The 21660-nt window shown below is 42.9% G+C and carries 23 protein-coding genes; 9 read left to right on the forward strand and 14 right to left on the reverse strand.

Annotation, left to right across the window (positions count from 1 at the left end):
* The first annotated feature begins 4 nt into the window (after window positions 1-4).
* From DS742_RS21935 to DS742_RS21955, 5 genes are read left to right on the forward strand one after another with little or no spacing between them, the layout of a single operon-like run.
* Window positions 5-1051, forward strand: coding sequence for a nucleotidyltransferase family protein (locus DS742_RS21935; protein WP_117419099.1), 1047 nt, complete (start codon window positions 5-7; stop codon window positions 1049-1051).
* Window positions 1048-1695: an acetyltransferase gene (locus DS742_RS21940; protein WP_117419100.1), complete on the forward strand. Its 648-nt coding sequence runs from the start codon at window positions 1048-1050 to the stop codon at window positions 1693-1695. Before DS742_RS21935 ends, DS742_RS21940 begins: the two co-directional genes overlap by 4 nt.
* Window positions 1688-2683 (forward strand): N-acetylneuraminate synthase, encoded by a 996-nt coding sequence (gene neuB, locus DS742_RS21945; protein ID WP_117419101.1) that lies wholly within the window; start codon window positions 1688-1690, stop codon window positions 2681-2683. Before DS742_RS21940 ends, neuB begins: the two co-directional genes overlap by 8 nt.
* A complete protein-coding gene (gene neuC / locus DS742_RS21950) occupies window positions 2680-3843 on the forward strand; it encodes a UDP-N-acetylglucosamine 2-epimerase (protein ID WP_117419102.1) in 1164 nt (387 codons plus the stop codon). The genes neuB and neuC overlap by 4 nt, the downstream gene beginning before the upstream one ends.
* Entirely contained in the window at window positions 3843-4556 is a 714-nt protein-coding gene (locus DS742_RS21955; protein ID WP_117419103.1) for an acylneuraminate cytidylyltransferase family protein, read from the forward strand. Before neuC ends, DS742_RS21955 begins: the two co-directional genes overlap by 1 nt.
* A gap of 2 nt (window positions 4557-4558) precedes the next feature.
* Here DS742_RS21955 and DS742_RS21960 read toward each other — a convergent pair whose 3' ends face one another.
* From DS742_RS21960 to DS742_RS21995, 8 genes are all read right to left on the reverse strand, one after another.
* On the reverse strand, window positions 4559-5395 hold the full coding sequence (locus tag DS742_RS21960) for a pyridoxamine kinase (protein ID WP_117419104.1): 837 nt from the start codon (window positions 5393-5395) through the stop codon (window positions 4559-4561).
* A gap of 29 nt (window positions 5396-5424) precedes the next feature.
* Complete coding sequence (locus tag DS742_RS21965; protein ID WP_242996677.1) at window positions 5425-6567, reverse strand: M20/M25/M40 family metallo-hydrolase; 1143 nt, start codon at window positions 6565-6567, stop codon at window positions 5425-5427.
* Between the two features lie 147 nt (window positions 6568-6714).
* Window positions 6715-7647, reverse strand: a complete 933-nt coding sequence (cysK, locus tag DS742_RS21970; protein ID WP_117419105.1) for a cysteine synthase A — start codon at window positions 7645-7647, stop codon at window positions 6715-6717.
* 334 nt (window positions 7648-7981) lie between these two features.
* Window positions 7982-9175 carry a MalY/PatB family protein gene (locus tag DS742_RS21975; protein WP_117419106.1) on the reverse strand — a complete coding sequence of 398 codons (1194 nt, stop codon included), beginning with the start codon at window positions 9173-9175 and terminating at the stop codon, window positions 7982-7984.
* Window positions 9168-10322 (reverse strand): trans-sulfuration enzyme family protein, encoded by a 1155-nt coding sequence (locus DS742_RS21980; RefSeq protein ID WP_117419107.1) that lies wholly within the window; start codon window positions 10320-10322, stop codon window positions 9168-9170. The genes DS742_RS21975 and DS742_RS21980 overlap by 8 nt, the downstream gene beginning before the upstream one ends.
* Before the next feature lie 156 nt (window positions 10323-10478).
* Window positions 10479-11387 carry a LysR family transcriptional regulator gene (locus DS742_RS21985; RefSeq protein ID WP_117419108.1) on the reverse strand — a complete coding sequence of 303 codons (909 nt, stop codon included), beginning with the start codon at window positions 11385-11387 and terminating at the stop codon, window positions 10479-10481.
* Between the two features lie 72 nt (window positions 11388-11459).
* Window positions 11460-12767, reverse strand: a complete 1308-nt coding sequence (locus DS742_RS21990) for an O-acetylhomoserine aminocarboxypropyltransferase/cysteine synthase family protein (RefSeq protein WP_117419109.1) — start codon at window positions 12765-12767, stop codon at window positions 11460-11462.
* A 122-nt stretch (window positions 12768-12889) separates the two neighbouring features.
* A complete protein-coding gene (locus tag DS742_RS21995; protein WP_117419110.1) occupies window positions 12890-13342 on the reverse strand; it encodes an HIT family protein in 453 nt (150 codons plus the stop codon).
* 157 nt (window positions 13343-13499) lie between these two features.
* Here DS742_RS21995 and DS742_RS22000 point away from each other — a divergent pair, with 157 nt between their 5' ends.
* Complete coding sequence (locus DS742_RS22000; protein WP_117419111.1) at window positions 13500-14141, forward strand: superoxide dismutase; 642 nt, start codon at window positions 13500-13502, stop codon at window positions 14139-14141.
* A gap of 149 nt (window positions 14142-14290) precedes the next feature.
* Window positions 14291-14467 (forward strand): hypothetical protein, encoded by a 177-nt coding sequence (locus tag DS742_RS29000; RefSeq protein ID WP_170313545.1) that lies wholly within the window; start codon window positions 14291-14293, stop codon window positions 14465-14467.
* Window positions 14468-14840: 373 nt separating this feature from the next.
* Here the strand turns inward: DS742_RS29000 and DS742_RS22005 are convergent, their stop codons facing one another.
* From DS742_RS22005 to DS742_RS22015, 3 genes are all read right to left on the reverse strand, one after another.
* Entirely contained in the window at window positions 14841-16121 is a 1281-nt protein-coding gene (locus tag DS742_RS22005; protein ID WP_117419112.1) for an Ig-like domain-containing protein, read from the reverse strand.
* Between the two features lie 157 nt (window positions 16122-16278).
* On the reverse strand, window positions 16279-17064 hold the full coding sequence (locus DS742_RS22010; protein ID WP_117419113.1) for a M15 family metallopeptidase: 786 nt from the start codon (window positions 17062-17064) through the stop codon (window positions 16279-16281).
* 90 nt (window positions 17065-17154) lie between these two features.
* Window positions 17155-17574 (reverse strand): phage holin family protein, encoded by a 420-nt coding sequence (locus DS742_RS22015; RefSeq protein WP_117419114.1) that lies wholly within the window; start codon window positions 17572-17574, stop codon window positions 17155-17157.
* Here DS742_RS22015 and DS742_RS30060 point away from each other — a divergent pair.
* A complete protein-coding gene (locus tag DS742_RS30060) occupies window positions 17564-17827 on the forward strand; it encodes a tyrosine-type recombinase/integrase (protein WP_170313546.1) in 264 nt (87 codons plus the stop codon). The genes DS742_RS22015 and DS742_RS30060 overlap by 11 nt on opposite strands.
* A 9-nt stretch (window positions 17828-17836) precedes the next feature.
* On the forward strand, window positions 17837-18241 hold the full coding sequence (locus DS742_RS29950; protein WP_117419115.1) for a tyrosine-type recombinase/integrase: 405 nt from the start codon (window positions 17837-17839) through the stop codon (window positions 18239-18241).
* Between the two features lie 135 nt (window positions 18242-18376).
* Here the strand turns inward: DS742_RS29950 and DS742_RS22030 are convergent, their stop codons facing one another.
* The 3 genes from DS742_RS22030 to DS742_RS22040 all read right to left on the reverse strand — a co-directional run bounded on the left by DS742_RS22030 (window position 18377) and on the right by DS742_RS22040 (window position 21576).
* Window positions 18377-19387, reverse strand: a complete 1011-nt coding sequence (locus DS742_RS22030) for a GGGtGRT protein (RefSeq protein WP_117419116.1) — start codon at window positions 19385-19387, stop codon at window positions 18377-18379.
* 74 nt (window positions 19388-19461) lie between these two features.
* A complete protein-coding gene (locus DS742_RS22035; protein ID WP_097003839.1) occupies window positions 19462-20154 on the reverse strand; it encodes an iron-sulfur cluster assembly scaffold protein in 693 nt (230 codons plus the stop codon).
* A 177-nt stretch (window positions 20155-20331) separates the two neighbouring features.
* Window positions 20332-21576, reverse strand: coding sequence for a C40 family peptidase (locus DS742_RS22040; protein WP_117419117.1), 1245 nt, complete (start codon window positions 21574-21576; stop codon window positions 20332-20334).
* Window positions 21577-21660 lie beyond the last annotated feature (84 nt).

Below are 21660 nucleotides of genomic sequence, written 5' to 3' on the forward strand. Positions count from 1 at the left end.
TGGCATGGACGTGGAAAAATTCTTTGTTGCACCGGACCTTCCAATCAGAGATGCAATCCGGCAGCTGGATGAGACTGCAAAAAAAATACTGATGGTTGTAAATGACGGGAAGCTGAAAGGAGTCATTACAGACGGAGATATCCGTCGATGGATTCTGCAAAATAAAGATCTGGCAATGCCGGTGCACCTTATTATGAACCAGTCCCCCATTGTCATAAAAGAGGGAGAAGTCTCTGAAGCATTGAAAATAATGAGGGAAAAGCAGATTGAAGGTCTTCCCATTGTAAAAGATGACGGCCAGGTCCTTGATATTGTGTTCTGGAATGAACTGCAGCCGGATAAAAAACGGATTTTGAGAAAAAAGAAAACTCCTGTAGTGATCATGGCAGGCGGGAAAGGTTCCAGGCTTTACCCTTATACAAAGATCATACCAAAACCATTAATTCCCATCGGAGATACCCCGATTGTAGAACGGATCATGAATCAGTTGATCTCCTATGGATTCACAGAGTTCTATTTAACAGTCAATTACAGAAAAGAACTGATTAAAGCATATTTTAACGGTGACCGGCGCTATGACCTTCACTTTGTTGATGAGAAGGAACCGCTTGGAACAGCAGGCTCCCTGACTCTTGTAAAAGACCAGATCACGGGAAGCTTTTTTGTCAGTAACTGCGATATCCTGGTTGATGTAAATTATGCAAAACTTCTCCTTTACCATAAAAAAAGCAGGAATCAGATCACGGTTGTGACAGCCATGAAAAATTACGAGATTCCATACGGTGTGATCTCCTTAGATGAAAACGGCTGTATTCATTCCATGAGCGAGAAACCAAAGTATGAATTTCTGGTCAGCACAGGGCTTTATGTCCTGGAGAAAGATATATTAAAGTATATTCCACTGGATTCGCCGTTTGATATGCCTGATTTAATCCGCCTGTGCATGAAAAACGGTGAAAAAGTGGGTGCATACCCGGTTATGGACAGCACATGGCTTGATATGGGAGAGTTCAGTGAAATGAGAAAGATGGCTGAGAGAATGAAACTATGAAAAAAAAGCTGATCCTCCTGGGCGGAGGCGGTCATGCAGAAAGTGTGATTGATACCATTCATTCAAAAGAGGAATTTAAGATCATGGGAATCCTTGACAGCAGTAAAAGCCGGGGCATAACCGTCTCCGGCATCATGGTGCTTGGGTCTGATGATCTGCTGCCCGATATTTACCGCAGAGGAATTAAGTATGCGGCAATAGCAGTCGGAAGCGTTGGTAAGCCCCAGACGAGAATCCGGCTCTTTGAGGAATGTAAAGCCATTGGCTTTCTTATGCCGTGCATCATTGATAAACGCTCTGCATTATCCGGTGATCTTCATATGGGGGACGGGGTCTTTATCGGAAGAGGAACTTCCATAGGTCCGGGAGTCACGCTGGGAGACGGCTGCATTATTAACAGCGGTACGGTTGTGGAACATGACTGTGTTATCGGCAGTTTTGCTCACACAGCCCCTGGCTGCATTCTCTGCGGAAATGTAAAAATCGGAAATAATGCCCATATCGGCGCAGGAAGCACTGTGATCCAGAACAGAACCATTGGAAGTAATTCCATGATCGGAGCCGGCAGCCTGGTTCTGTCTGATATTACTTCAAACAAGCTGGCTTACGGAAGTCCGGCAAGGGAGGTAAGTCGTTATGAATAAGATTATGATAATAGCAGAAGCCGGCGTGAATCATAATGGGGATTTGGGCATTGCCAGACAGTTAGTTGATGCTGCATGGGCCGCAGGGGCAGATGCGGTCAAATTCCAGACTTTCCGCGCAGAACTTCTGGCTGCCCCCAGCGCGAAAAAGGCAAGATATCAGTTTCACAATACAGGAAATAACAATTCCCAATATGAGATGTTAAAGGATCTGGAACTGTCCTGGAACGATTTTAAGGTCCTCTCTCAGTACTGCGCCTTCCGGGGGATTCAGTTTCTCTCCTCCCCTTTTGATGAAGAAAGCATGGAATATTTAGACAGCCTGGGGATGGCGATAATTAAGATCCCATCAGGCGAGATTACAAACTACTGCTATTTAAAAAAAGCAGCCGCATTAAAAAAGCCAATTATCCTGTCCACAGGAATGTCCACTCCGGATGAAATCGGGGAAGCACTGGGTCTTCTTGATACAGGCGGACAGGATATTACTCTTTTGCACTGCTCCAGTATTTACCCCACTCCTCCGAAGGATGTTAATTTAAATGCCATGATTACCATGAGAGAATCCTTTCACAAAAAGACAGGATATTCTGACCATACTGCCGGAATCGAGGTGGCTGTGGCTGCTGCTGCCCTTGGAGCCTGCGTCATTGAAAAGCATATGACTCTTGATAAAACCATGCCGGGGCCGGATCACCGGATGAGCCTGGAGCCGGATGAATTCAAGAATATGACTGACAGTGTAAGAAATATAGAAAAAGCTATGGGAAACGGGATAAAAGCTCCTGCAGGAGAAGAACTTAAAAACCGGGATCACGTAAGAAAGTTTCTGGTAGCTGCAAGAGATATTCAAACAGGGGAACCATTTACCATGGAAAATCTCTGTGCCAAACGCTGCTCTCCCGGAATATCTCCCATGAAGCTTCCCAAAATACTTGGCACCTGCGCAGACAGAGACTATCGAAAGGATGATATAATAGGGGAATGATAAAACTATGTGTGGTAACGGGAAGCCGGGCGGAATACGGGCTTCTGTTTCCATTAATCCGAAGTATTATGGAAGACCATGACTTGAAACTCCAGCTTCTGGTCACAGGAACTCATCTGGATACCAGGTTCGGACTTGATTACCGGGAGATGAAACAGGACGGAATTGTAATTGATGAAACTGTGGAAATGAATCTGGCCAGCGATTCTTCCTATGGCATCTGCAGATCCATGGGGCTGGAGCTGATCGGTATCTCCGGTGCCTTTGAACGGTTAAAACCGGATATGATACTGCTTCTTGGAGACCGGTATGAGATTTTTACAGCAGCAAGCGCTGCCGTTATCTGTAAGATCCCAATTGCTCACATCCATGGAGGGGAACTGACCCAGGGGGCCTGCGATGACTGTATGCGTCATGGAATCACAAAAATGAGTTATCTCCATTTTACAAGCACAGCGGAATACCGAAAACGGGTGATACAGCTTGGCGAATCACCTGACAGAGTTTTTTACGTTGGTGCACTGGGTATTGAACGGCTTAAAGGACTCACTCTTCTGACAAAAGAGCAGCTGGAAAGGTCTTTAAATATCGCTCTGCCACTTCCTCTTTCCCTGGTCACATACCACCCGGCGACTCTGGAGCCTGTCACTGCTGCGGATCAGTTTCAGCCACTTTTAGATGCTCTGGATTCATTTCCAGGGCTATTTACGGTATTTACCGGAAGCAACTCCGATACAGGCGGTAATCAGGTCAATGAAATGGCAAGTTCCTATGCAAGGCTGCATCCGGAGCGGGCGGTATACGTTTCTTCTCTAGGCTCCCTTCGCTATTTAAGCCTGATGAGCTTAAGCAGGCTTGTAATCGGCAACTCTTCCAGCGGAATCCTGGAAGCTCCCGCTTTCCATGTGCCCACAGTGGATATCGGGAGCCGGCAAAAAGGCAGAATAAAGCCTGATTCTGTCATCAACTGCGAAGCTTCAGCGGAAAGCATTCGTAATGCAATCTCCCAGGCAATAAATCTGGATATGAAACACCATGTATCCGATAATCCCTATGATTGTCCGGGCACCAGCAAAAAAATCCTCAGTTGTATAAAAAAGGCGTTTGAAAAGGGAATACATTTAGATAAAGAATTCTATGAGATTGATTGGAGACTGTAATGGTTCGAAATAAAAGGTTTCTTGCAATTATACCGGCCAGAAGCGGATCAAAGGGAATCAGGGATAAAAACATAAAAGAGATGAACGGGAAGCCGTTAATGGGATATACCATAGATGCCTGCAAAATAGCAGGATTTTTCGATGATATCCTTGTGTCTACGGATTCAAAGATTTATCAGCAGATAGCTATAGGGCTTGGTGCCGCGGCTCCTTTTTTAAGACCGCCCCAACTCTCCGGTGATCAGGCAGCATCCGGTGATGTGATCCTTCATGCACTTAGTGAAATGAAAAGACTGGGGAAAGAATATGATTATTTTATGCTGCTTCAGCCTACGTCTCCTCTCAGAAACGAAGAACATATTCTGGAAAGTGTAAAACTACTGTTTGAAAAGGAGGCGGATTCTGTGATCAGTGTCTGTCCTTACGATTGTATGTGTTATCTGTCTGTTACGATCACTGAAACTGGTGAAATGAAAGCACCCGACTCCTTAAAGAAACAAATAAGGAGGCAGGATGCAATGTCCGGCTGCCGGATCAACGGCGCCATCTATCTTGCATCTGTCCCCAGTTATTTGAAATATGGTGATTTTTACAGCGGAAAAACTTATCCCTACTTTATGAATCCTGTGGATTCCATCGATATTGACGATACCAGTCAGTTCTATCTTGCAAAACTCATTCTGCGTGACAGAGCTGATGCAGTTGTAAACTGATCCTATCCTTTTAAGGCTCCAATGAGACAGGGGATGACTGATTCAAAATTCACACCGTACCAGGTTTCATTTCCATCGTTTAAGGTTTCACGGATACATTCCAGTGTATAGTCTGCCGCGATCTTTAAGGATTCCGGCAGACTTTTCCCGTTCATCAAAGCGCCTACGCATGCGCTTGCAAAAATATCCCCTGTTCCATGGTAACTGGTATCAATCTTTTCGTGGTCATAGTTAAAATATTCTCCGCTTTCCACATACAGCCCTGCGATTCCGGTTCTTCCCTTTTTCAGGCTGACACCGGTTAAGACAACCGCCCGTTTTGTGCCCAGAGCTTTTAATTTTTGGAGGAGTTCCCTGATATAAGCTTCATCATACTCCGTCTTATATTGGGTTCCTGTCATCAGGCAGGCTTCTGTGATATTAGGAACAATGATATCTGCATATCCGCAAAGTCCTGCCATCTCTCTTGCAAATGCCAGATCAAATGCCGGATAAAGCTTTCCGTTATCCGCCATAACCGGATCTACAAAGATCACATTTTCTTCTGTTTTATAATCTTTGAAAAAATCTTTTATAATTCCGATTTGCTCCATGGAACCTAAGTATCCGGTATAAATGGCATCAAACCGGAACTTTTCCTGTTTCCAGTGATTGGAAATGGGAACAATCTCGTCCGTTAAATCCCGGAAGGTGAAATTCTGAAACATAGTATGGGTGGATAGAACCGCCGTCGGTATAATGGCTGTTTCAACTCCCATGGCTGATATGATGGGCAAAGCCACTGTCAAAGAGCATTTTCCCAAACACGAAATATCCTGTATTGTTACAACCCGCTTCATATTTCTTCTCTCCTGTCTTCTATTCAGCTTTACTTCTGGTCTGTCATAAGTCCCAGAGCCAAAAGAGCGCTTTTTTCCAATTGATTTACAGTCGTATATTCGCTTGTGGTATGTACCTCATTCATACCGCAGGCGACCACAATCCCCCTGATCCCGTTGCGTACAAAATGGTTGTTATCGCTGCCTCCCAGAGTCTTATGGGTGACGGCTTTCACGCCAATTTCATCGCAGACTCTTTTAAAGCGCCTTACCACTTCTTCATCCTCATCGATTTCATAGGCCTCAATCTGCTTTTCAAACAAAAGCTCAATGTTACCTCCCCGGCAGGCTGCTGCTTCTTCAAAGACTTTTTTCAGCTTTTCCCATTCTTCCATGGCACGATCGTCCTTTAAGCTTCGGATCTCACCGATTAAAATACACTCATCAGAAACAATATTACCCTGCTTTCCACCGCTTATCTTTCCGATGTTAACCGTAGTCTCTTCGTCTGCCCAGCCCTGCTTTATGCGGGATATGGCTGTTGCTGCAATCTCTATTGCATTGATTCCAAGCTGGGGACAGAAACCTGCATGGGCATTTTTCCCCTTTACTCTGATTTCGAAGGATAAAAGAGTTGGTGCGGCAAGCGCTGCATTGCCAATCTCACCGCTTAGATCGAATACATATGCCTGTCTGGAACGGATGGCAGAGTAGTCTGCAAGCTGACTGCCTTTTCCGTAATTTTCTTCTGCAACCGGAAACAGAACTTCAATATCCGGATGGGGAATTTGGTGTTCCCTTATGGTATGGACTGCTTCCAGTATTGCTGCAATGCCGGAAAGATCATCTGCTCCAAGCACCGTATCTCCCCTGGAAGTGATCACACCATTCTCATCCTCTGCGGCATGCTTCCCGATCCCCAGTCTGACCGTATCCATATGGGCGGAGAAGAGAACCGGCATCCCAGCTGTATTTCCTTTTAAAAAGCCGTATAGATTACCTGTAGGGATTGCATCTCCATAATCTGCTATCCGTTCTTTCAGTCGGATACCAGCATCGTCTTCTGTTACGGAAAAACCCAGCTGTTTCATCTCTTCTTTTAAATAATCCGCAATTTCTCTCTCATGATACGTCTCTGAATCAAATTCCACCATTCTTTTAAACTGGCTGACCAGCCTGTCCCTGTTAATCATTCAATCACCTGCCTGGATTTATTTTGTCACAAATTCCTGTCTGTTAATCTACTTTTTGTGTTTATTATATAGTTTATATTTACAAAAAACAACTGGCAATAAGAATATCTTATCACCAGCTGTTTCTCAATTTATAATCTTATTATTTTATGCGAATAATGGTGTTGATAAATAACGGTCACCAGAATCAGGAAGCAATACAACTATGGTTTTTCCTTTATTCTCAGGTCTTTCGGCTATCAACTTAGCTGCCTTTAATGCAGCCCCCGATGAAATACCAACCAGAATTCCTTCTGTAACTGCAAATGACTTGCCCTCTTTAAATGCATCTTCATTTTCAACAGTAATTACTTCATCATAAATAGCAGTATTTAATACCTCCGGTACAAAACCGGCTCCGATTCCCTGAATCTTATGAGGCCCTGGTTTTCCTCCGCTAAGCACTGGACTGCTTGCCGGTTCCACCGCCACGATCTGTACATTCGGATTCTTTTCCTTTAAATATGCACCCACACCTGTAACAGTTCCGCCTGTACCTACACCTGCAATGAAGATGTCAACGGTTCCGTCTGTCTGTTCCCAGATCTCCGGCCCTGTAGTTTCTTTATGCACTTTGGGGTTGGCAGGATTTACAAACTGTCCTAATATTACGGAGCCTTCAATGGCAGCCTTTAACTCATCTGCTTTTTCTATGGCGCCTCTCATACCTCTGGCTCCTTCCGTAAGAACCAGTTCTGCACCATAGGCCTTTAAAAGATTTCTTCTTTCCACACTCATAGTATCAGGAAGTGTCAGAATTGTTTTGTATCCCTTCGCTGCCGCTACAGCTGCAAGACCGATTCCCGTATTACCGGAAGTTGGTTCAATGATAGTGGCTCCCGGTTTTAAAATACCTTTTTCCTCTGCATCTTCAATCATTGCTAAAGCAATCCGGTCCTTTACTGATCCGGCTGGGTTTAAATATTCCAGCTTTGCCAGAAGCGTAACCCCTTCAACACCCTCTGCTGCACCATATCGGCTGATTTTCAGTATCGGTGTTCCTCCAATGAGTTCTACTGCGCTTTCTTTTATTGATCCCATATCCTTATCCTCCATATTGTCATTTTATTGTTTCATTATTAATTGTTTTAAAGCTGAAAAAAGCAGCTGCTCTTATGGCACCTGCTTTCATCTTTCATGGGATATATCCATATCCTCACTTCTGATGCTGCCAGGCATTAGAAAGAGCAATCCAATAAAACTGTTTTTTTCCTATAACAAACAGCCTGGCAACAACAAATATTATGATTCCACTTAAAGTTTTTCTGATCTCTGTTACTTCTCATATTGAGCTGCCCCTTTCTACCTACAACATTAATATGTTTATATGTTATAATTATATTAATGCAGAAACAGAAATGTGTCAATACCTTTTTTAAAGATTCTGTAAATTTTTAATAGCCGTTCTTAATTTATCCAGAGCCTCTATGATAAGAGTACGGGGACAGGCGATGTTGATCCGTTCAAAACCTTCCCCTACCGGTCCAAACATGGCCCCGCTGTCAAGCCACAGACCTGCTTTTTTTACAATCAGCTCTTCTCTATCCTGTTCACTGAGCCCTAATCCCCGGAAGTCCAGCCATATGAGATAAGTACCATCTGGTTCAATCAGTTTAATTTCCGGCAAACTGTGCTCCAGATAAGTACGGACAAACTGGATATTCTCTTTCAAATAATCCATCAGCTGGTCATGCCAGTCCTCTCCATACCGGTATGCAGCTTCACAGGCTGTTAACCCCAATGCATTTATCTGACTGTAACCGGCGGCTGCGATTTCTTTTTTGAATTTACGCTTTAGTTCCGGATTTGATATAAAAATGTTTGAGATCTGTAGTCCTGCAACATTAAACGTCTTACTTGGAGCGGTACAGGTAATTGTCCGGTTTTTTAGTGCTTCACTGATTGCTGCGAATACCTGATGCTCTCCCTTAAATACAAAGTCCTGATGGATCTCATCACTGACAACGATAATATCAAGGCGCTCACAAATTTCACCAAGCTGAGTCAGCTCCTCTTTCGTCCATACTCTTCCCACCGGATTATGAGGGCTGCAAAGGAAAAACAGTTTTACCTGATTTTCTGCAGCCTTTTTTTCAAAATCCTCAAGATCCATATGATAGATTCCATCTTCGCCCAGATATAAAGTATTATCTACAATCTTTCTTCCGTTATCTTCTATTACTTCACTAAAGGGATAATAAACCGGCTGCTGAATCATGACACCGTCTCCCGGCTTTGTGTATGCTTTCACTGCCATGGCAAGGGCGAAAACCACTCCCGGCGTTTTTACAAGCCAGTTTCTCTCAACACTCCAGCCATGGCGGCGTTTCATCCAGTCCTTCACCGCCTCAAAGTACTCCTCTTTTCCCTCACTGTAGCCGAAAATCCCATGCTCCACGCGGTTTTTTAGTGCATCGAGCACAGGCTGGGGCGCTTTAAAATCCATATCTGCCACCCAGAGCGGCAGGATTCCTTCCGGTTTTCCCCTTTGAACTGCAAAATCATATTTGATACTGCTTGTATTTTTTCTGTCTATGCGTTCATTAAAATCAATTCGTTCTTTACTCATGAAACACCCGCTCCAATTCATATATTAAATCCTGTATATCTTCAATTCCCACCGAAAGTCTTAAGATCCGGTCTGTGATTCCATTGGCAGCCAGCACATCTGCCGGCACATCTGCATGTGTCTGAGTGATTGGATATGTGATCAGTGTTTCCACACCACCGAGACTCTCTGCAAAGCGGATCAGACGTACATTCTTTAGTATGCTATGGGCAAGCTCCTTTGATTCCACCTCAAAGGTCACCATACACCCAAAACCTCTCGCCTGCTTTTTACAGACTTCATGTCCGGGATGGTCTGTAAGTCCGGGATAATAGATCTTCTTTACTTTTTTCTCATCTTTAAGCCAGTCCACCAGATTTTGGGCATTCTTCTCTGCCTGGTTCATACGAATTGCCAGAGTCTTGATTCCCCGCAAAATAAGCCAGCTGTCAAAGGGTGCCAGACCGGAACCCACTGTCTTTATGATAAACCGCAGTCTTTCTGCTATTTCTGGTGAAGAAGTAACAAGAAATCCGGCTATGGTATCGTTATGTCCTCCCAGGTACTTGGTTCCGCTGTGAACCACCAGGTCTGCGCCCAGTTTTAAAGGATTCTGAAAATAGGGAGACATAAACGTATTATCCACAATCAGGAGAATCCCATGCTCTTTTGTAATTTTAGCAAGCTCTTCAATATCGGTTACATTCATCATGGGATTGGTAGGGGTTTCAATAAAAACAGCCTTTGTGTTTTCACCGATCAGTTCTTCCACTTTCCCGTATGAGGAACCGGAGCAGTCTACGGAATCAATTAAGATACCGTTTTTCCTGCTGATGTTATCAAACAATCGGATGCTGCCTCCGTATAAATCGCAGTCTGTAATAATGTGGTCACCCGGCGCAAACAGTTCCATAAGTGCTGTAATTGCTGCCATTCCGCTGGAAAAAGCCAGAGCATCCACGCCGCCTTCCAAAGAGGCCACAATATTTTCCAAATGCTCTCTGGTGGGGTTTTGCAGACGGCTGTAATCGTATCCAGTCCCTTCTCCTACTCCTTTATGGGCAAATGTGGCAGTCTGATAAATGGGGAAGCTGATTGCTCCTGATTGATCCACCGTAATTTCCGCTCCGTCACCATATAAACATTTTGTTGAAATTCCATATTCCATGTTGTGTCACCGCTTTCTTTTCTTTATCGTGATCCCTATAGAATAAGTATATCAGCCATGCAGACAAAAGCGGTATGATTGAAAAACAATAGCCTGCTATTTATTATTTCTATAACAACAGCAAAATGGGGTCCTCATTTTTTGTATCCCCAAACACTACAATACCTGTTTCTCAAATTTCTTCAATTCCGCTATATACTTTTCTCCGAGAATGCTGAGAGGCATTTTTTTCTTTTTAATATAACCAATCCGCATCCGGTCGCTGGTATTAAGAGGAATGGCACAGTATTCATCTCCATTTAAATCTTCGCAGATAATCCCGGAGCAAAGGGTATAGCCGTTTAATCCCACCATTAAGTTCAGCAGCGTAGCTCTGTCGTCTGCCTTGATGATCTGTTTATATTCATAGGTGCTGAATACCTCTTCCGCAAGATAAAATGCATTATTCGTTCCCTGTTCAAAGGAAAGACAGGGATAATTTTTTAAATCCTCAAATTCGATCAGTTCCTTCCTGGCCAGTGGATTTCCTTTCCAGAGATAAACATAGATCTTGCACTGGAACAGCTCTGTAAATTCAAGATCACTGTCAAGGATCAGTTTTTCCATGGATTTCTGATTAAATTCATTCAGATAAAGAATCCCCAGTTCACTCTTCTGATTTTTTACATACTCAATGACGTCGTATGTTCTGGTTTCATGAACCGCAAATTCATAATCATCCATGCCAAACTCTCTTGCCATGTGAATAAATGCCTGCACTGCGAAGGTATAATGCTGCATGGACACGCTGAATTTTTTCTTGAATTTCTCCTTTTTTACAAACCGTTCTTCCATCTGACGGTACTGCTCCAGCATTTGTCTTGCGTATCCTAAAAATTCTTCCCCCTCCGGCGTGATCACAATTCCCCGGTTGGACCGTAAAAACAGCTGAAGGCCGATTTCTTCCTCTAGATCACGTATTGTACTGGATAAACTGGGCTGAGTAATAAATAACTCCGCCGCCGCTTTATTCATGGATTTCTGGTTTGCGATGCATATGGCATAACGAAGCTGCTGTAATGTCATAGATCCTCCTTTTTTCTGCCTGCGCAAAAGCTGCCATAGAACCTATGGCAGCCTGCATATAATCTGATTCAGTTATTTTACCGCCTGAAATGCTTCTTCCAAGTCTTCGATAATATCTGATGCATGTTCTGTTCCGATAGAAAGACGGATGGTATTTGGCTTTATTCCGGAATTCTCCAGCTCTTCTTCTGTCATCTGTGAATGAGTGGTGGATGCCGGATGAATCACTAAGGACTTCACATCTGCAACATTTGCAAGAAGTGAGAATAATTCCAGCTGGTCAATAAAATCCTTGGCTTTTCTTGCATCTCCCTTGATTTCGAAGGTGAAAATAGATCCGCCTCCATTGGGGAAATATTTAGCATATAATTCCTTCTGGCTCTCATCATCTGAAACAGATGGATGATGAACCTTTTCAACCTGTGGGTGATTTTTCAAATATTCCACTACCTTCAGGGCATTTTCTACATGACGCTCAACTCTTAATGATAAGGTCTCAAGTCCCTGTAAAAAGACAAATGCATGAATTGGGGATAAGCAGGCTCCTGTATCACGAAGTAAAATCGCCCGGATCTTTGTCACATAAGCAGCAGGACCGGCTGCCTTTGTAAAGCTGACTCCATGATAACTTGGGTTTGGTTCAGTCAGTGACGGGAATTTTCCGGATGCTTCCCAGTTAAATTTACCGCTGTCAATAATCACACCGCCGATGCTGGTTCCGTGGCCGCCAATAAATTTTGTTGCGGAATGCACCACGATATCAGCGCCATATTCGATCGGTCTTACCAGGTAAGGGGTTGCAAAGGTATTGTCTACAATCAGCGGGATTTTATGTGCATGTGCAATCTTTGCAAACTGTTCAATATCAACTACGTCAGAATTGGGATTTCCCAGGGTCTCGATAAAGATCAGCTTGGTATTTTCTTTAATGGCATTTTCCACTTCCTCGTAATGAAAGGGATCCACGAAAGTTGTGGTAATGCCATAATCAGGAAGTGTATGCTCCAGAAGGTTGTAAGTGCCTCCATAGATGTTCTTGGCTGCTACAACATGATCTCCGTTCTTTGCCAGGTTCTCAATGGCATAAGTAACTGCTGCCGCTCCGGAAGCCGTAGCCAGTGCTGCCACACCGCCCTCTAATGCTGCAATTCTCCGTTCAAATACATCCTGGGTGGGATTGGTCAGTCTTCCGTAAATATTTCCCGCATCAGTCAGATTGAATCTTGCAGCTGCATGATCGCTGTTATGGAACACATAGGAAGAGCTCTGATAAATGGGAACTGCTCTGGCATCTGTCACGGAGTCTGCCTGTTCCTGGCCAACGTGTAACTGTAATGTTTCAAATTTAAGATTTCTTTCTGCTCTGGTTTTCTTGCTCATATTGGTATCCTCCTATGGGTAAAATGCTGTTTCATCTTTTCCTGTTAAGTGGTATTATACAGGATTTACAGATCCTGTGTTAATATTTATAATTATTATCTGGTTATAGGTAAAACCTATAACTATTGTGCCAGAAGTTTTTCCAGTTCTTCATTCAGCTTTTCTTTCATAATGAAAAGAGTCTCTTCTCCCGGCAGGTACTTATCATTATAAAGTTCTTCCATGGGCAGCTTCCAGACCGGACCGGGGGTGGGTGTATCGCCCACAGTTCTTGGATAAAAGTGCCAGTGCATATGAGTAAAATTACCGCTTCCTAACAGCTCATAATTTAGTTTATCCGGCCCAAAGGCGCGATAAACAGCCTCTGCGGTCAATGCCATTTCCTGCAGAAAACGATTTTTAAATTCCTTTTCCAGAAAATGAAGCTCCGTTGCATGTTCCTTACATAAAAAAAGAGTATAACCCTGAAATCTCTGATGATCCCCCAGCACCACATATCCTGTTTCCAGTTCCTTTACAAAATACGGGTTTCTGCCTTCTTTAATAAGCTGTATCCGATCGCACACTCCGCACATAGCTGCTCCTCTCCTTTATCCGCTTTTTCATTTCATCTTTTGTTATTATACAACAGTTTTTAATTCAGCACACTATTTTTTTATTCCTTGCTTATCCATCATATCTCTTTGGCTTTGGAATATATATATACAAAAATGCAAAAGGAAAAATCTGTCCATGAACGAACATTATCCATTTGTGAATCCACCGCTTCCCTATGCATACGACTCACTTGAACCTTATATTGATTCTCAGACCATGTATATTCACCACGACAGGCAGCTTCAGAGATATGTGGTGGAGTTAAACACCATCCTGCGGGATTATCCCGAACTGCAGAATCTTTCCCTGGTAGAGCTTCTGACGAACACGGAAAGCCTGCCGGAGGAGATCCGCCAGTCCATTATCAATTACGGCGGCGGGGTTTACAATCATATTGTCTACTTTAACGGTATGATTAATTCCCAGGAGCGCTCTCAGGCAGATACACTCTATCCAATTATATTAAGAGATTTTGGTACAGTGGAGGAATTTTTTAACGAATATAAAAGAAAAGCACTTTCTGTTTTCGGTTCCGGGTATGCCTGGCTGGTTGTTGACCAGAACGGAACATTAACAATTGTAACGACACCAAATCAGAACACACCGATCTCATTTGGATTTTGTGTGATTTCCACTATTGATGTCTGGGAGCACGCATATTTTCTGCAGCGTTTCAATGACAGGGCCGCATACATAGAAGACTGGTTTCACGTTATTAACTGGCAGGTGGCGGATGCAAGGTATAAGCAATGCATGGGAATTGAAGAAGAGCAATAAAAATAAAAGGGAGAACCAGGCATCACCTTGGTTACTCCCTAATATTGATCTGTCTTACTATAATTATTTATTGTAAAATTTCTCATTTACATTATAATATATATACAGGTTCAATCAGAGCCAAGTACAATTAAAGGGGAAATGTTAGTATGTCAGAGACTAAATGTAGTAATTACGATGTATGCAAACAATACGGCACTTATGGCTATAGTTGTGAAGAGGATCTTGATAATAGTACCTACACCGATTGCGACAATAGTGAAAAGCAGATCATAAAAATTCTGGCCAGTATTGATCAAAAACTCTCAAAACTTCTTGAAAAATAATTTCATGTGGTTTTCTATTCCACCCGCGCAAAAAGAGGAGCCGCAATGCGAACTCCTCTTTTCTATATCAAATGGTGTTTTCCCTTGAAAAATCAAGGTTTTATCATTAGAATTTACCTGCGTTAGCAGCCTCTTCAATAAGCTACAGCTACAGTAGCTCCTACCATAGGGTTGTTACCCAAATATAACTTGATAATAAGCATTTCACTTCTATACACTTACATACATCTGAAAGCCTAATAAAATAAGGAAATACTTTATTATAACGCATATGATTACACTTAGTAACATTACTTTGTCTACATAAAAATCTGTTTAGGGTAGACAAATGGTAGACATTAAACCAAAGTTTGAAAACCCGCCTGTAATCAAACTATTCTCTTACTCTTACATATACACGGCCAATGATGTTTCCTTCTGCATCCTTTGCACTAATTAAAACCAATCCTTTGCTCAGTGCTGTAACTTTTCCTTTGGTGGTTACATTTGCTATTGATGAATCCATAGGGGCCCATGTGATATTTGCTGTGTTAGTGAAATCATCTGCTGTCAATCTGGCTGTCTCTCCAATTTTTAAATCAATGGCAAGTCTGTAATCGTCTGCATTCTCTACGACTAATACATTTATGTAATCTGTATAAGATCCGTCCGCACTCTTAACTGTTATGACTGTATTGCCGGGTGCGAGAGCTGTCACAATGCCTTTTTCATTTACTGTGGCAACAGTTGGTTCTGAAGAAGACCAGGACATTTGTGTATTAACATTTAAGTCATCATCTACACTTAATCGGAGTGCTTCAGATACCTCTAAAACTACTTTTAATTTAGCTTCAGTTGTGGGAGGTGTTTGAGGTGCCTCTGGAGTAGCTGAGGCTTCATTAGAATTACTTTCCCTGCCGGCAACAATTGCAGTTATAATATAATAGTATGTAGTTCCATTTGTGACATCCGTGTCTGTAAAGGAAGTACCAGTTATATCATTGGCAATAGCTGTGTATGGTCCTCCTGCAGTTGTGGAGCGTTTAACGGTGTAGCTTGTAGCTTTATCTACTGCGTCCCAAGTTAAATCTATTTTTGAAGTGCTGCCTGTTGCTATTAAATTTGTTGATAGTCTATCATAAGGTAGCAACTCACCTGTAGAATCTATATCAATTGCATCAAAACAAAAAAGTTTTTCAATACCTAGATCTAAATCTGGATCTAAATTAGTCAGTTCAACATAATGTATACCATCTTTCAAGTCATTTTTCTCAAAAACCAGGCACTGGTCTGTTGAAAGAGTTGGATGATACATACTATATGATCCCACAACAATATCGTCGATTTTCACCTGAATCTTCGCTGATCTATTATAGAGTAACTGATGAGTTACCCTTAATTTAGAACCTTTAAACTTAAATTTAACTGCTTCACCACTGTTACGAGAATATACCATTCCTCCATAATAATATGCTGCAGATCCATTCTTTATTTCATTCCATGTACCTTGATAATAAAAGTATTCATTCTGATCATCATATCTTTGCCAGCCACTCTCTGGAGCTCTTAGTATACTCCCAATTGTAGCGGCAAAAACAGAAATCTGCCCTAAAAATAATACGCAAATCATTAAACAAATGCACTTTGCCACTCTTTGTAATGCTCTCTTACTCATACATATACCTCCAAATTTTATCTTCTGTAGTTTTATATATCTATATATTTATGCAATACTCTTATTCAACTTTTATTCTAACCTCCTATATTTAGTTTTAGTTTGCATAAACACAACATATATATATCGAATTAAAATATCTTATTCTTAAATCAACCTAAGCTATTAATCCTGGATACTGCAGCGCCCCATCTCGATCTGGTGTGAGCTTCACCGGCTCTGTAATCATCTTACCATCAGCGTCTACCGCATAGATCTTTCCTGAATTCTCAACCAGCTGTGACTTACACATTGCCCCGTTCGGTCCCAGGTAATACCATGCGCTGTTATACTGATACCAGGTATTAGTAACCATGATCCCAGCAGCGTTAAACCAGTACCAGAGGTTCTTTTCTTTATCCTCATGCCAAGCATTCCGCACGCATTCCCCGGTATCACCGTTATAGAACCGCCAGCCACCGTCCTCTTCTTTCCAGCCGGATTTCTTAACCTCCGGAGCTTTGGTAGACCATGTCTTCTTAAACTCTTCCGGATTAGCATAAACCTTTTTAATTCCACTCGTAGAGCTGCCCCAATCTGGGAGCTGGAAGTGAGGCTTGTCAACCGGAGACTTCCAGTTACCACCCCACTCCAGACCAATACTTACACCAATCTCGCCAACTCTGCCGAAGAAGTTCCCGGCTTCGTTATATGCTCCCTGGCCGTCATTTCGGGAAATGTCAAAGGCAGTCCCCCACTGATAGTAAGAACTGTATGTACTGCCTGGTGCGTTGGTTACTTTATTTCCTGGCTTTGTCCTGCCCTGAGCGTAAAGCGAATCCTGCTCCGCTACGGTCCGGTAAGTTTCTCCAATAGCAATCTTTAATCCCTGCTTGCTGCACTCTTCTATCAGTTTAGCCGCCAACACCTGCAGCCTTGGGTGGCATAATGTTATATCTCTCATTACAATTTCCTCCAATCGAAAAAGGACCCAGGAATTAACCCAGGTCCGCAAAAGTTGTGACATTACAACCGTAGCGACGGTCGCAACAGATTATTCAGTTACTTCTGCTTTCTTCTTTAACACATCAATGGCCTTTGAAAGAACTGCTGGAAGCGGCAGCCCCATAAGCCCGGCATTCTCCACGATGGAGATCAGCTCATTAGCCATAAAACCGATAATCACTGCGACCCTTATGTAATTGGTCCCAATAGCGAGATCCAGTCGGTAAGCGATCAGAACAAATAGCAGGGTCATGCACTTGCGGCATAATCCTTTAAAGCCGGCTTTTGATTCCAGCGCTCCGGTTTCCGTTTTGGTACTCTTTTTAAATATCCCGGCAACTGCCAATCCAGAAAGAAAATCAAACGACATAAAAAGGACCAGGGTACCGATCCCGGTATCCCAGCCCCCGAATAATGAAGCTATAAAGCTGCCTACAACTCCCGCTGCTGTACATATTGTGTTTTTCATTCTCATTTTCCTCACTCTTTCTTATGAACAATGGGAAGTCATTATAAATCGCTTTCCTGAAGGTCATACCTGTTTTATCCCATTGCAGCTTGCTTACCGGTGCGGTCTACGCCTGGGAGAAGCATTTGCTCTCACATGGAACGATGTGGATATGGATGCTAAAACATTAAATATAGACAAGCAGGTTCAAAATTTAGATGGAACATGGGCGTTCTACTCTCCAAAGTATAATTCCGCCCGTATTATTCCTTAAGACAGTAAAATGCTTGATATTCTGAAACGAGCAAAAGATAATCAGGAACGATCAAGGGCATATTACGCTGAGTATTATACAATTTTATTCGAAGATGATAAAAGACATATTAACACAGAAGGCAAAGGAACCGAATTATTCATGATTAATCGCCGCGAAAACGGAACCTATATCCAGCCACGAGTCCTACAGCATTGCAGCCGGATCATACACCATCAACTCGGATTTGCTAATTTTGATTTTCATTCCCTTCGGCACACACACGCCACTATGCTTTTAGAGAATGGAGCAAATCCCAAAGATGTACAGGCAAGACTTGGTCATAAAAATATACAGGAGACACTTCAGATATATACACATGTGACTTCTAAAATGCAGGATCAGACCGTCGATATTCTTGAAAAGATATTGTAATTTGTCTACCACTAATAATTTTGGTAGACAAAAGTATCATATTACCCCACCGGCACAAAAAGAGGAGCCGCACAAAGCGAACTCCTCTTCTCTATATCAAATGGTATTTTCCCTTGAAAAATCAAGGTTTTATCATTAGAATTTACCTGCGTTAGCAGCCTCTTCGATTCCAACAGCTACAGCTACAGTGGCGCCTACCATTGGGTTGTTACCCATACCGATCAGACCCATCATCTCTACGTGAGCCGGAACGGAAGAGGAACCTGCGAACTGTGCGTCAGAGTGCATACGTCCCATAGTATCTGTCATACCGTAGGAAGCCGGACCTGCTGCCATGTTATCCGGGTGAAGGGTACGTCCTGTACCGCCGCCGGAAGCTACGGAGAAGTACTTTTTGCCTTTTTCTGTACATTCCTTCTTGTAGGTTCCTGCAACCGGATGCTGGAATCTGGTTGGGTTGGTGGAGTTACCTGTGATGGAAACGTCAACGCCTTCCTTCCACATGATAGCAACGCCTTCTGTTACGTCGTTTGCGCCATAGCAGTTAACCTTTGATCTTAAACCTTCTGAATAGGACTTTCTGAACAGTTCTTTTACTTCACCTGTGTAGTAATCCATCTCAGTTTCTACATATGTAAATCCGTTGATTCTTGAAATGATCTGAGCTGCGTCTTTTCCTAAACCGTTTAAGATTACTCTTAATGGTTTCTGACGTACTTTATTTGCCTTCTCAGCAATACCGATTGCGCCTTCTGCTGCTGCAAAGGACTCATGACCAGCCAAGAAGCAGAAGCAGTCAGTCTCTTCTTCCAGAAGCATCTTTCCAAGGTTTCCATGACCAATACCTACTTTACGCTGATCTGCTACGGAGCCTGGAATACAGAAAGCCTGAAGACCTTCACCAATTGCTGCTGCTGCATCTGCTGCTTTTCTGCAGCCTTTTTTGATAGCGATCGCCGCGCCTACTGTATAAGCCCAACAAGCATTTTCGAAACAGATAGGCTGGATCTTCTTCACCTGTTCGTAAACATCCAGACCTGCATCTTTCGTAATCTTTTCCGCTTCTTCAATGGAAGCGATGCCATAGCTGTTTAAAACAGAATTGATTTTGTCAATTCTTCTCTCATATGATTCAAATAAAGCCATTATCTTGTCCTCCTTATTATTGGCCAAATCTCTTCGCTTTCATAACCGGATACCGGCAGGCTTTTGCCGACCGACTATTCGTGTCTTGGGTCAATGATTTTAGCAGCTTCCGCTACACGGCCGTACTGTCCTTTTGCCTTCTCCCAAGCAGTGTTGGGATCGTCACCTTTCTTGATGAAATCAGTCATCTTACCAAGACTTACGAACTGATAACCGATGATCTGATCTTCCTCATCAAGAGCGATGCCGGTTACATAGCCTTCAGCCATTTCCAAATAGCGAGGACCTTTCTTTAATGTTCCATACATGGTACCAACCTGGGAACGAAGACCTTTTCCTAAGTCTTCCAGTCCCGCACCGACCGGAAGTCCGTCTTCTGAGAATGCACTCTGGGTTCTTCCGTATGCGATCTGTAAGAATAACTCTCTCATTGCTGTATTAATGGCATCACAAACAAGGTCTGTATTCAATGCCTCTAAAACGGTTAATCCTGGCAGAATCTCAGCTGCCATAGCAGCGGAGTGTGTCATACCGGAGCATCCGATTGTTTCCACTAATGCTTCCTGAATAATACCCTCTTTTACGTTAAGAGTCAGCTTGCATGCGCCCTGCTGGGGAGCACACCAGCCAACACCGTGTGTCAGACCGGAGATATCTTTAACTTCTTTTGATTTTACCCATTTTGCTTCTTCTGGGATTGGAGCAGCGCCGTGATGAACGCCCTGTGCTACTGTGCACATCTCTTCTACTTCATGTGAATAAATCATGTTAAAACTCCTTTCAAATAAGTAATCATCATGAAAAGTACTTTGTTAATTATATCACATCATACTTGATATCATTTTCTCATATTCTGTCGAATTCCGCAAGTGTTTTTTAGGCAATACATGCCAATAGCCGGAGAGAGGAACTGACTCATTCCTTCTCTCCGGCTGACATACTGATTATTGTATTACTCTTCTTACCGACAATATGGTACGATAAGTGGCTGTTCCAACCTTGATACCGGTAGCCGGAGAGCTGGCATGAACAATCTGGCCATTCCCGATATAAATACCGATATGTCCTGCATAGCAGATTAAATCTCCAGGCTGTGCTTCGGAATATGAAACCTCCGCTCCCACAGAACGCTGTTCGGAGGAACTTCGTGGCAGGGAATATCCAAAATGCCTGTATACGGCCTGTACGAACCCGGAACAGTCTGTCCCGTTTGTCAGGCTGGTTCCGCCAAATACATAAGGATTTCCCACAAACTGCAGACCGTAATCTGCAACCGATCTTCCCTGAGCCGTTCCGCCTGTACTCTTAGACGCGGAAGGTCCGGTATATTTGTTATTATTGGAGTTGCGGCCTCCGGGGTTAGAGGCAGCTTTTTTCCTGGCTTCTTCTTCCGCCTTTTTTCTGGCCTCTTCTGCCGCTTTTTTCCTGGCCTCTTCTTCCTTTGTCTTGCGGATTTCTTCATTCTTTTTTGCTACCGTCTGTGCATAAAGATCCGCATTCTTCTTGGCCTGTGCCAGCTGACTGTCAAAATTTGAGACTTCTTTTTTCTTGGTGGCGATGAGAGTTTCCAGCTGTTTCTTCTGGTCCTTATACTCCAGCTCCATCACTTCCATCTCATTCTTGTCCTCTTCCAGATCATCCTTATAATCAGCAACCTGCTGCTTTGTCTCCTGGAATTTAACAAGCATCTTCCGGTCATATGTATAGATACCTTCTACGTATTCTGCTTTATTCAGCAGATCTGACATATCCTTTACCTGAAGAAAAATATCCATGTATTGTGTATCACCCTTCTCATACATATACTGGATTCTTTTTTTCATGGCCACATACTGCTTTTCTTCTTCTTTTTTCGCTTCCTGGTAATCCGATTCTGCCTGTTTGATTTCCTTTTCCTTATTCGCCATATCGTTTTCCAGAACTTTAATATCTGATAAAAGAGCCGTTAAATCAGAAGTAAGCTTAGAAACCTGATTCTGAGCCGCATTTTTCTTATTCTCAGCTTCCTGCGCCTGCTTATTCGCCTCATTCAGCTTTTTCTGAGCTTCCTGCTTTTCTTTTTCTGCCTTGGAAGTTGCAAAGACCGGAACAGTCTGTGTGCAGACCATGGCACTTATCATGATACCGCAGAACAGCCTTCGCAGTACTCCTGCATTTTTATGATACATAATCTGTACTTTTCGTTTCATCGTCTGTCCCTTTGCTTTTTTTCTATCTTAATCCCACCTATATGTTAACGTAAACCGTGGGTAAAATTCAAGTCTAAAATAAAA

The organism is Lacrimispora amygdalina, from assembly GCF_003432035.1.
Taxonomy (GTDB): domain Bacteria; phylum Bacillota; class Clostridia; order Lachnospirales; family Lachnospiraceae; genus Lacrimispora; species Lacrimispora amygdalina.

What these genes read in the sequence shown, in the direction of transcription:
- DS742_RS21935 (WP_117419099.1), top strand. Translation starts at nt 5, where the DNA reads ATGGACGTGGAAAAATTCTTTGTTGCACCGGACCTTCCAATCAGAGAT.
- DS742_RS21940 (WP_117419100.1), top strand. Translation starts at nt 1,048, where the DNA reads ATGAAAAAAAAGCTGATCCTCCTGGGCGGAGGCGGTCATGCAGAAAGT.
- neuB (WP_117419101.1), top strand. Translation starts at nt 1,688, where the DNA reads ATGAATAAGATTATGATAATAGCAGAAGCCGGCGTGAATCATAATGGG.
- neuC (WP_117419102.1), top strand. Translation starts at nt 2,680, where the DNA reads ATGATAAAACTATGTGTGGTAACGGGAAGCCGGGCGGAATACGGGCTT.
- DS742_RS21955 (WP_117419103.1), top strand. Translation starts at nt 3,843, where the DNA reads ATGGTTCGAAATAAAAGGTTTCTTGCAATTATACCGGCCAGAAGCGGA.
- DS742_RS21960 (WP_117419104.1), bottom strand. Translation starts at nt 5,395, where the DNA reads ATGAAGCGGGTTGTAACAATACAGGATATTTCGTGTTTGGGAAAATGC.
- DS742_RS21965 (WP_242996677.1), bottom strand. Translation starts at nt 6,567, where the DNA reads ATGATTAACAGGGACAGGCTGGTCAGCCAGTTTAAAAGAATGGTGGAA.
- cysK (WP_117419105.1), bottom strand. Translation starts at nt 7,647, where the DNA reads ATGGGATCAATAAAAGAAAGCGCAGTAGAACTCATTGGAGGAACACCG.
- DS742_RS21975 (WP_117419106.1), bottom strand. Translation starts at nt 9,175, where the DNA reads ATGAGTAAAGAACGAATTGATTTTAATGAACGCATAGACAGAAAAAAT.
- DS742_RS21980 (WP_117419107.1), bottom strand. Translation starts at nt 10,322, where the DNA reads ATGGAATATGGAATTTCAACAAAATGTTTATATGGTGACGGAGCGGAA.
- DS742_RS21985 (WP_117419108.1), bottom strand. Translation starts at nt 11,387, where the DNA reads ATGACATTACAGCAGCTTCGTTATGCCATATGCATCGCAAACCAGAAA.
- DS742_RS21990 (WP_117419109.1), bottom strand. Translation starts at nt 12,767, where the DNA reads ATGAGCAAGAAAACCAGAGCAGAAAGAAATCTTAAATTTGAAACATTA.
- DS742_RS21995 (WP_117419110.1), bottom strand. Translation starts at nt 13,342, where the DNA reads ATGTGCGGAGTGTGCGATCGGATACAGCTTATTAAAGAAGGCAGAAAC.
- DS742_RS22000 (WP_117419111.1), top strand. Translation starts at nt 13,500, where the DNA reads ATGAACGAACATTATCCATTTGTGAATCCACCGCTTCCCTATGCATAC.
- DS742_RS29000 (WP_170313545.1), top strand. Translation starts at nt 14,291, where the DNA reads ATGTCAGAGACTAAATGTAGTAATTACGATGTATGCAAACAATACGGC.
- DS742_RS22005 (WP_117419112.1), bottom strand. Translation starts at nt 16,121, where the DNA reads ATGAGTAAGAGAGCATTACAAAGAGTGGCAAAGTGCATTTGTTTAATG.
- DS742_RS22010 (WP_117419113.1), bottom strand. Translation starts at nt 17,064, where the DNA reads ATGAGAGATATAACATTATGCCACCCAAGGCTGCAGGTGTTGGCGGCT.
- DS742_RS22015 (WP_117419114.1), bottom strand. Translation starts at nt 17,574, where the DNA reads ATGAAAAACACAATATGTACAGCAGCGGGAGTTGTAGGCAGCTTTATA.
- DS742_RS29950 (WP_117419115.1), top strand. Translation starts at nt 17,837, where the DNA reads ATGCTTGATATTCTGAAACGAGCAAAAGATAATCAGGAACGATCAAGG.
- DS742_RS22030 (WP_117419116.1), bottom strand. Translation starts at nt 19,387, where the DNA reads ATGGCTTTATTTGAATCATATGAGAGAAGAATTGACAAAATCAATTCT.
- DS742_RS22035 (WP_097003839.1), bottom strand. Translation starts at nt 20,154, where the DNA reads ATGATTTATTCACATGAAGTAGAAGAGATGTGCACAGTAGCACAGGGC.
- DS742_RS22040 (WP_117419117.1), bottom strand. Translation starts at nt 21,576, where the DNA reads ATGAAACGAAAAGTACAGATTATGTATCATAAAAATGCAGGAGTACTG.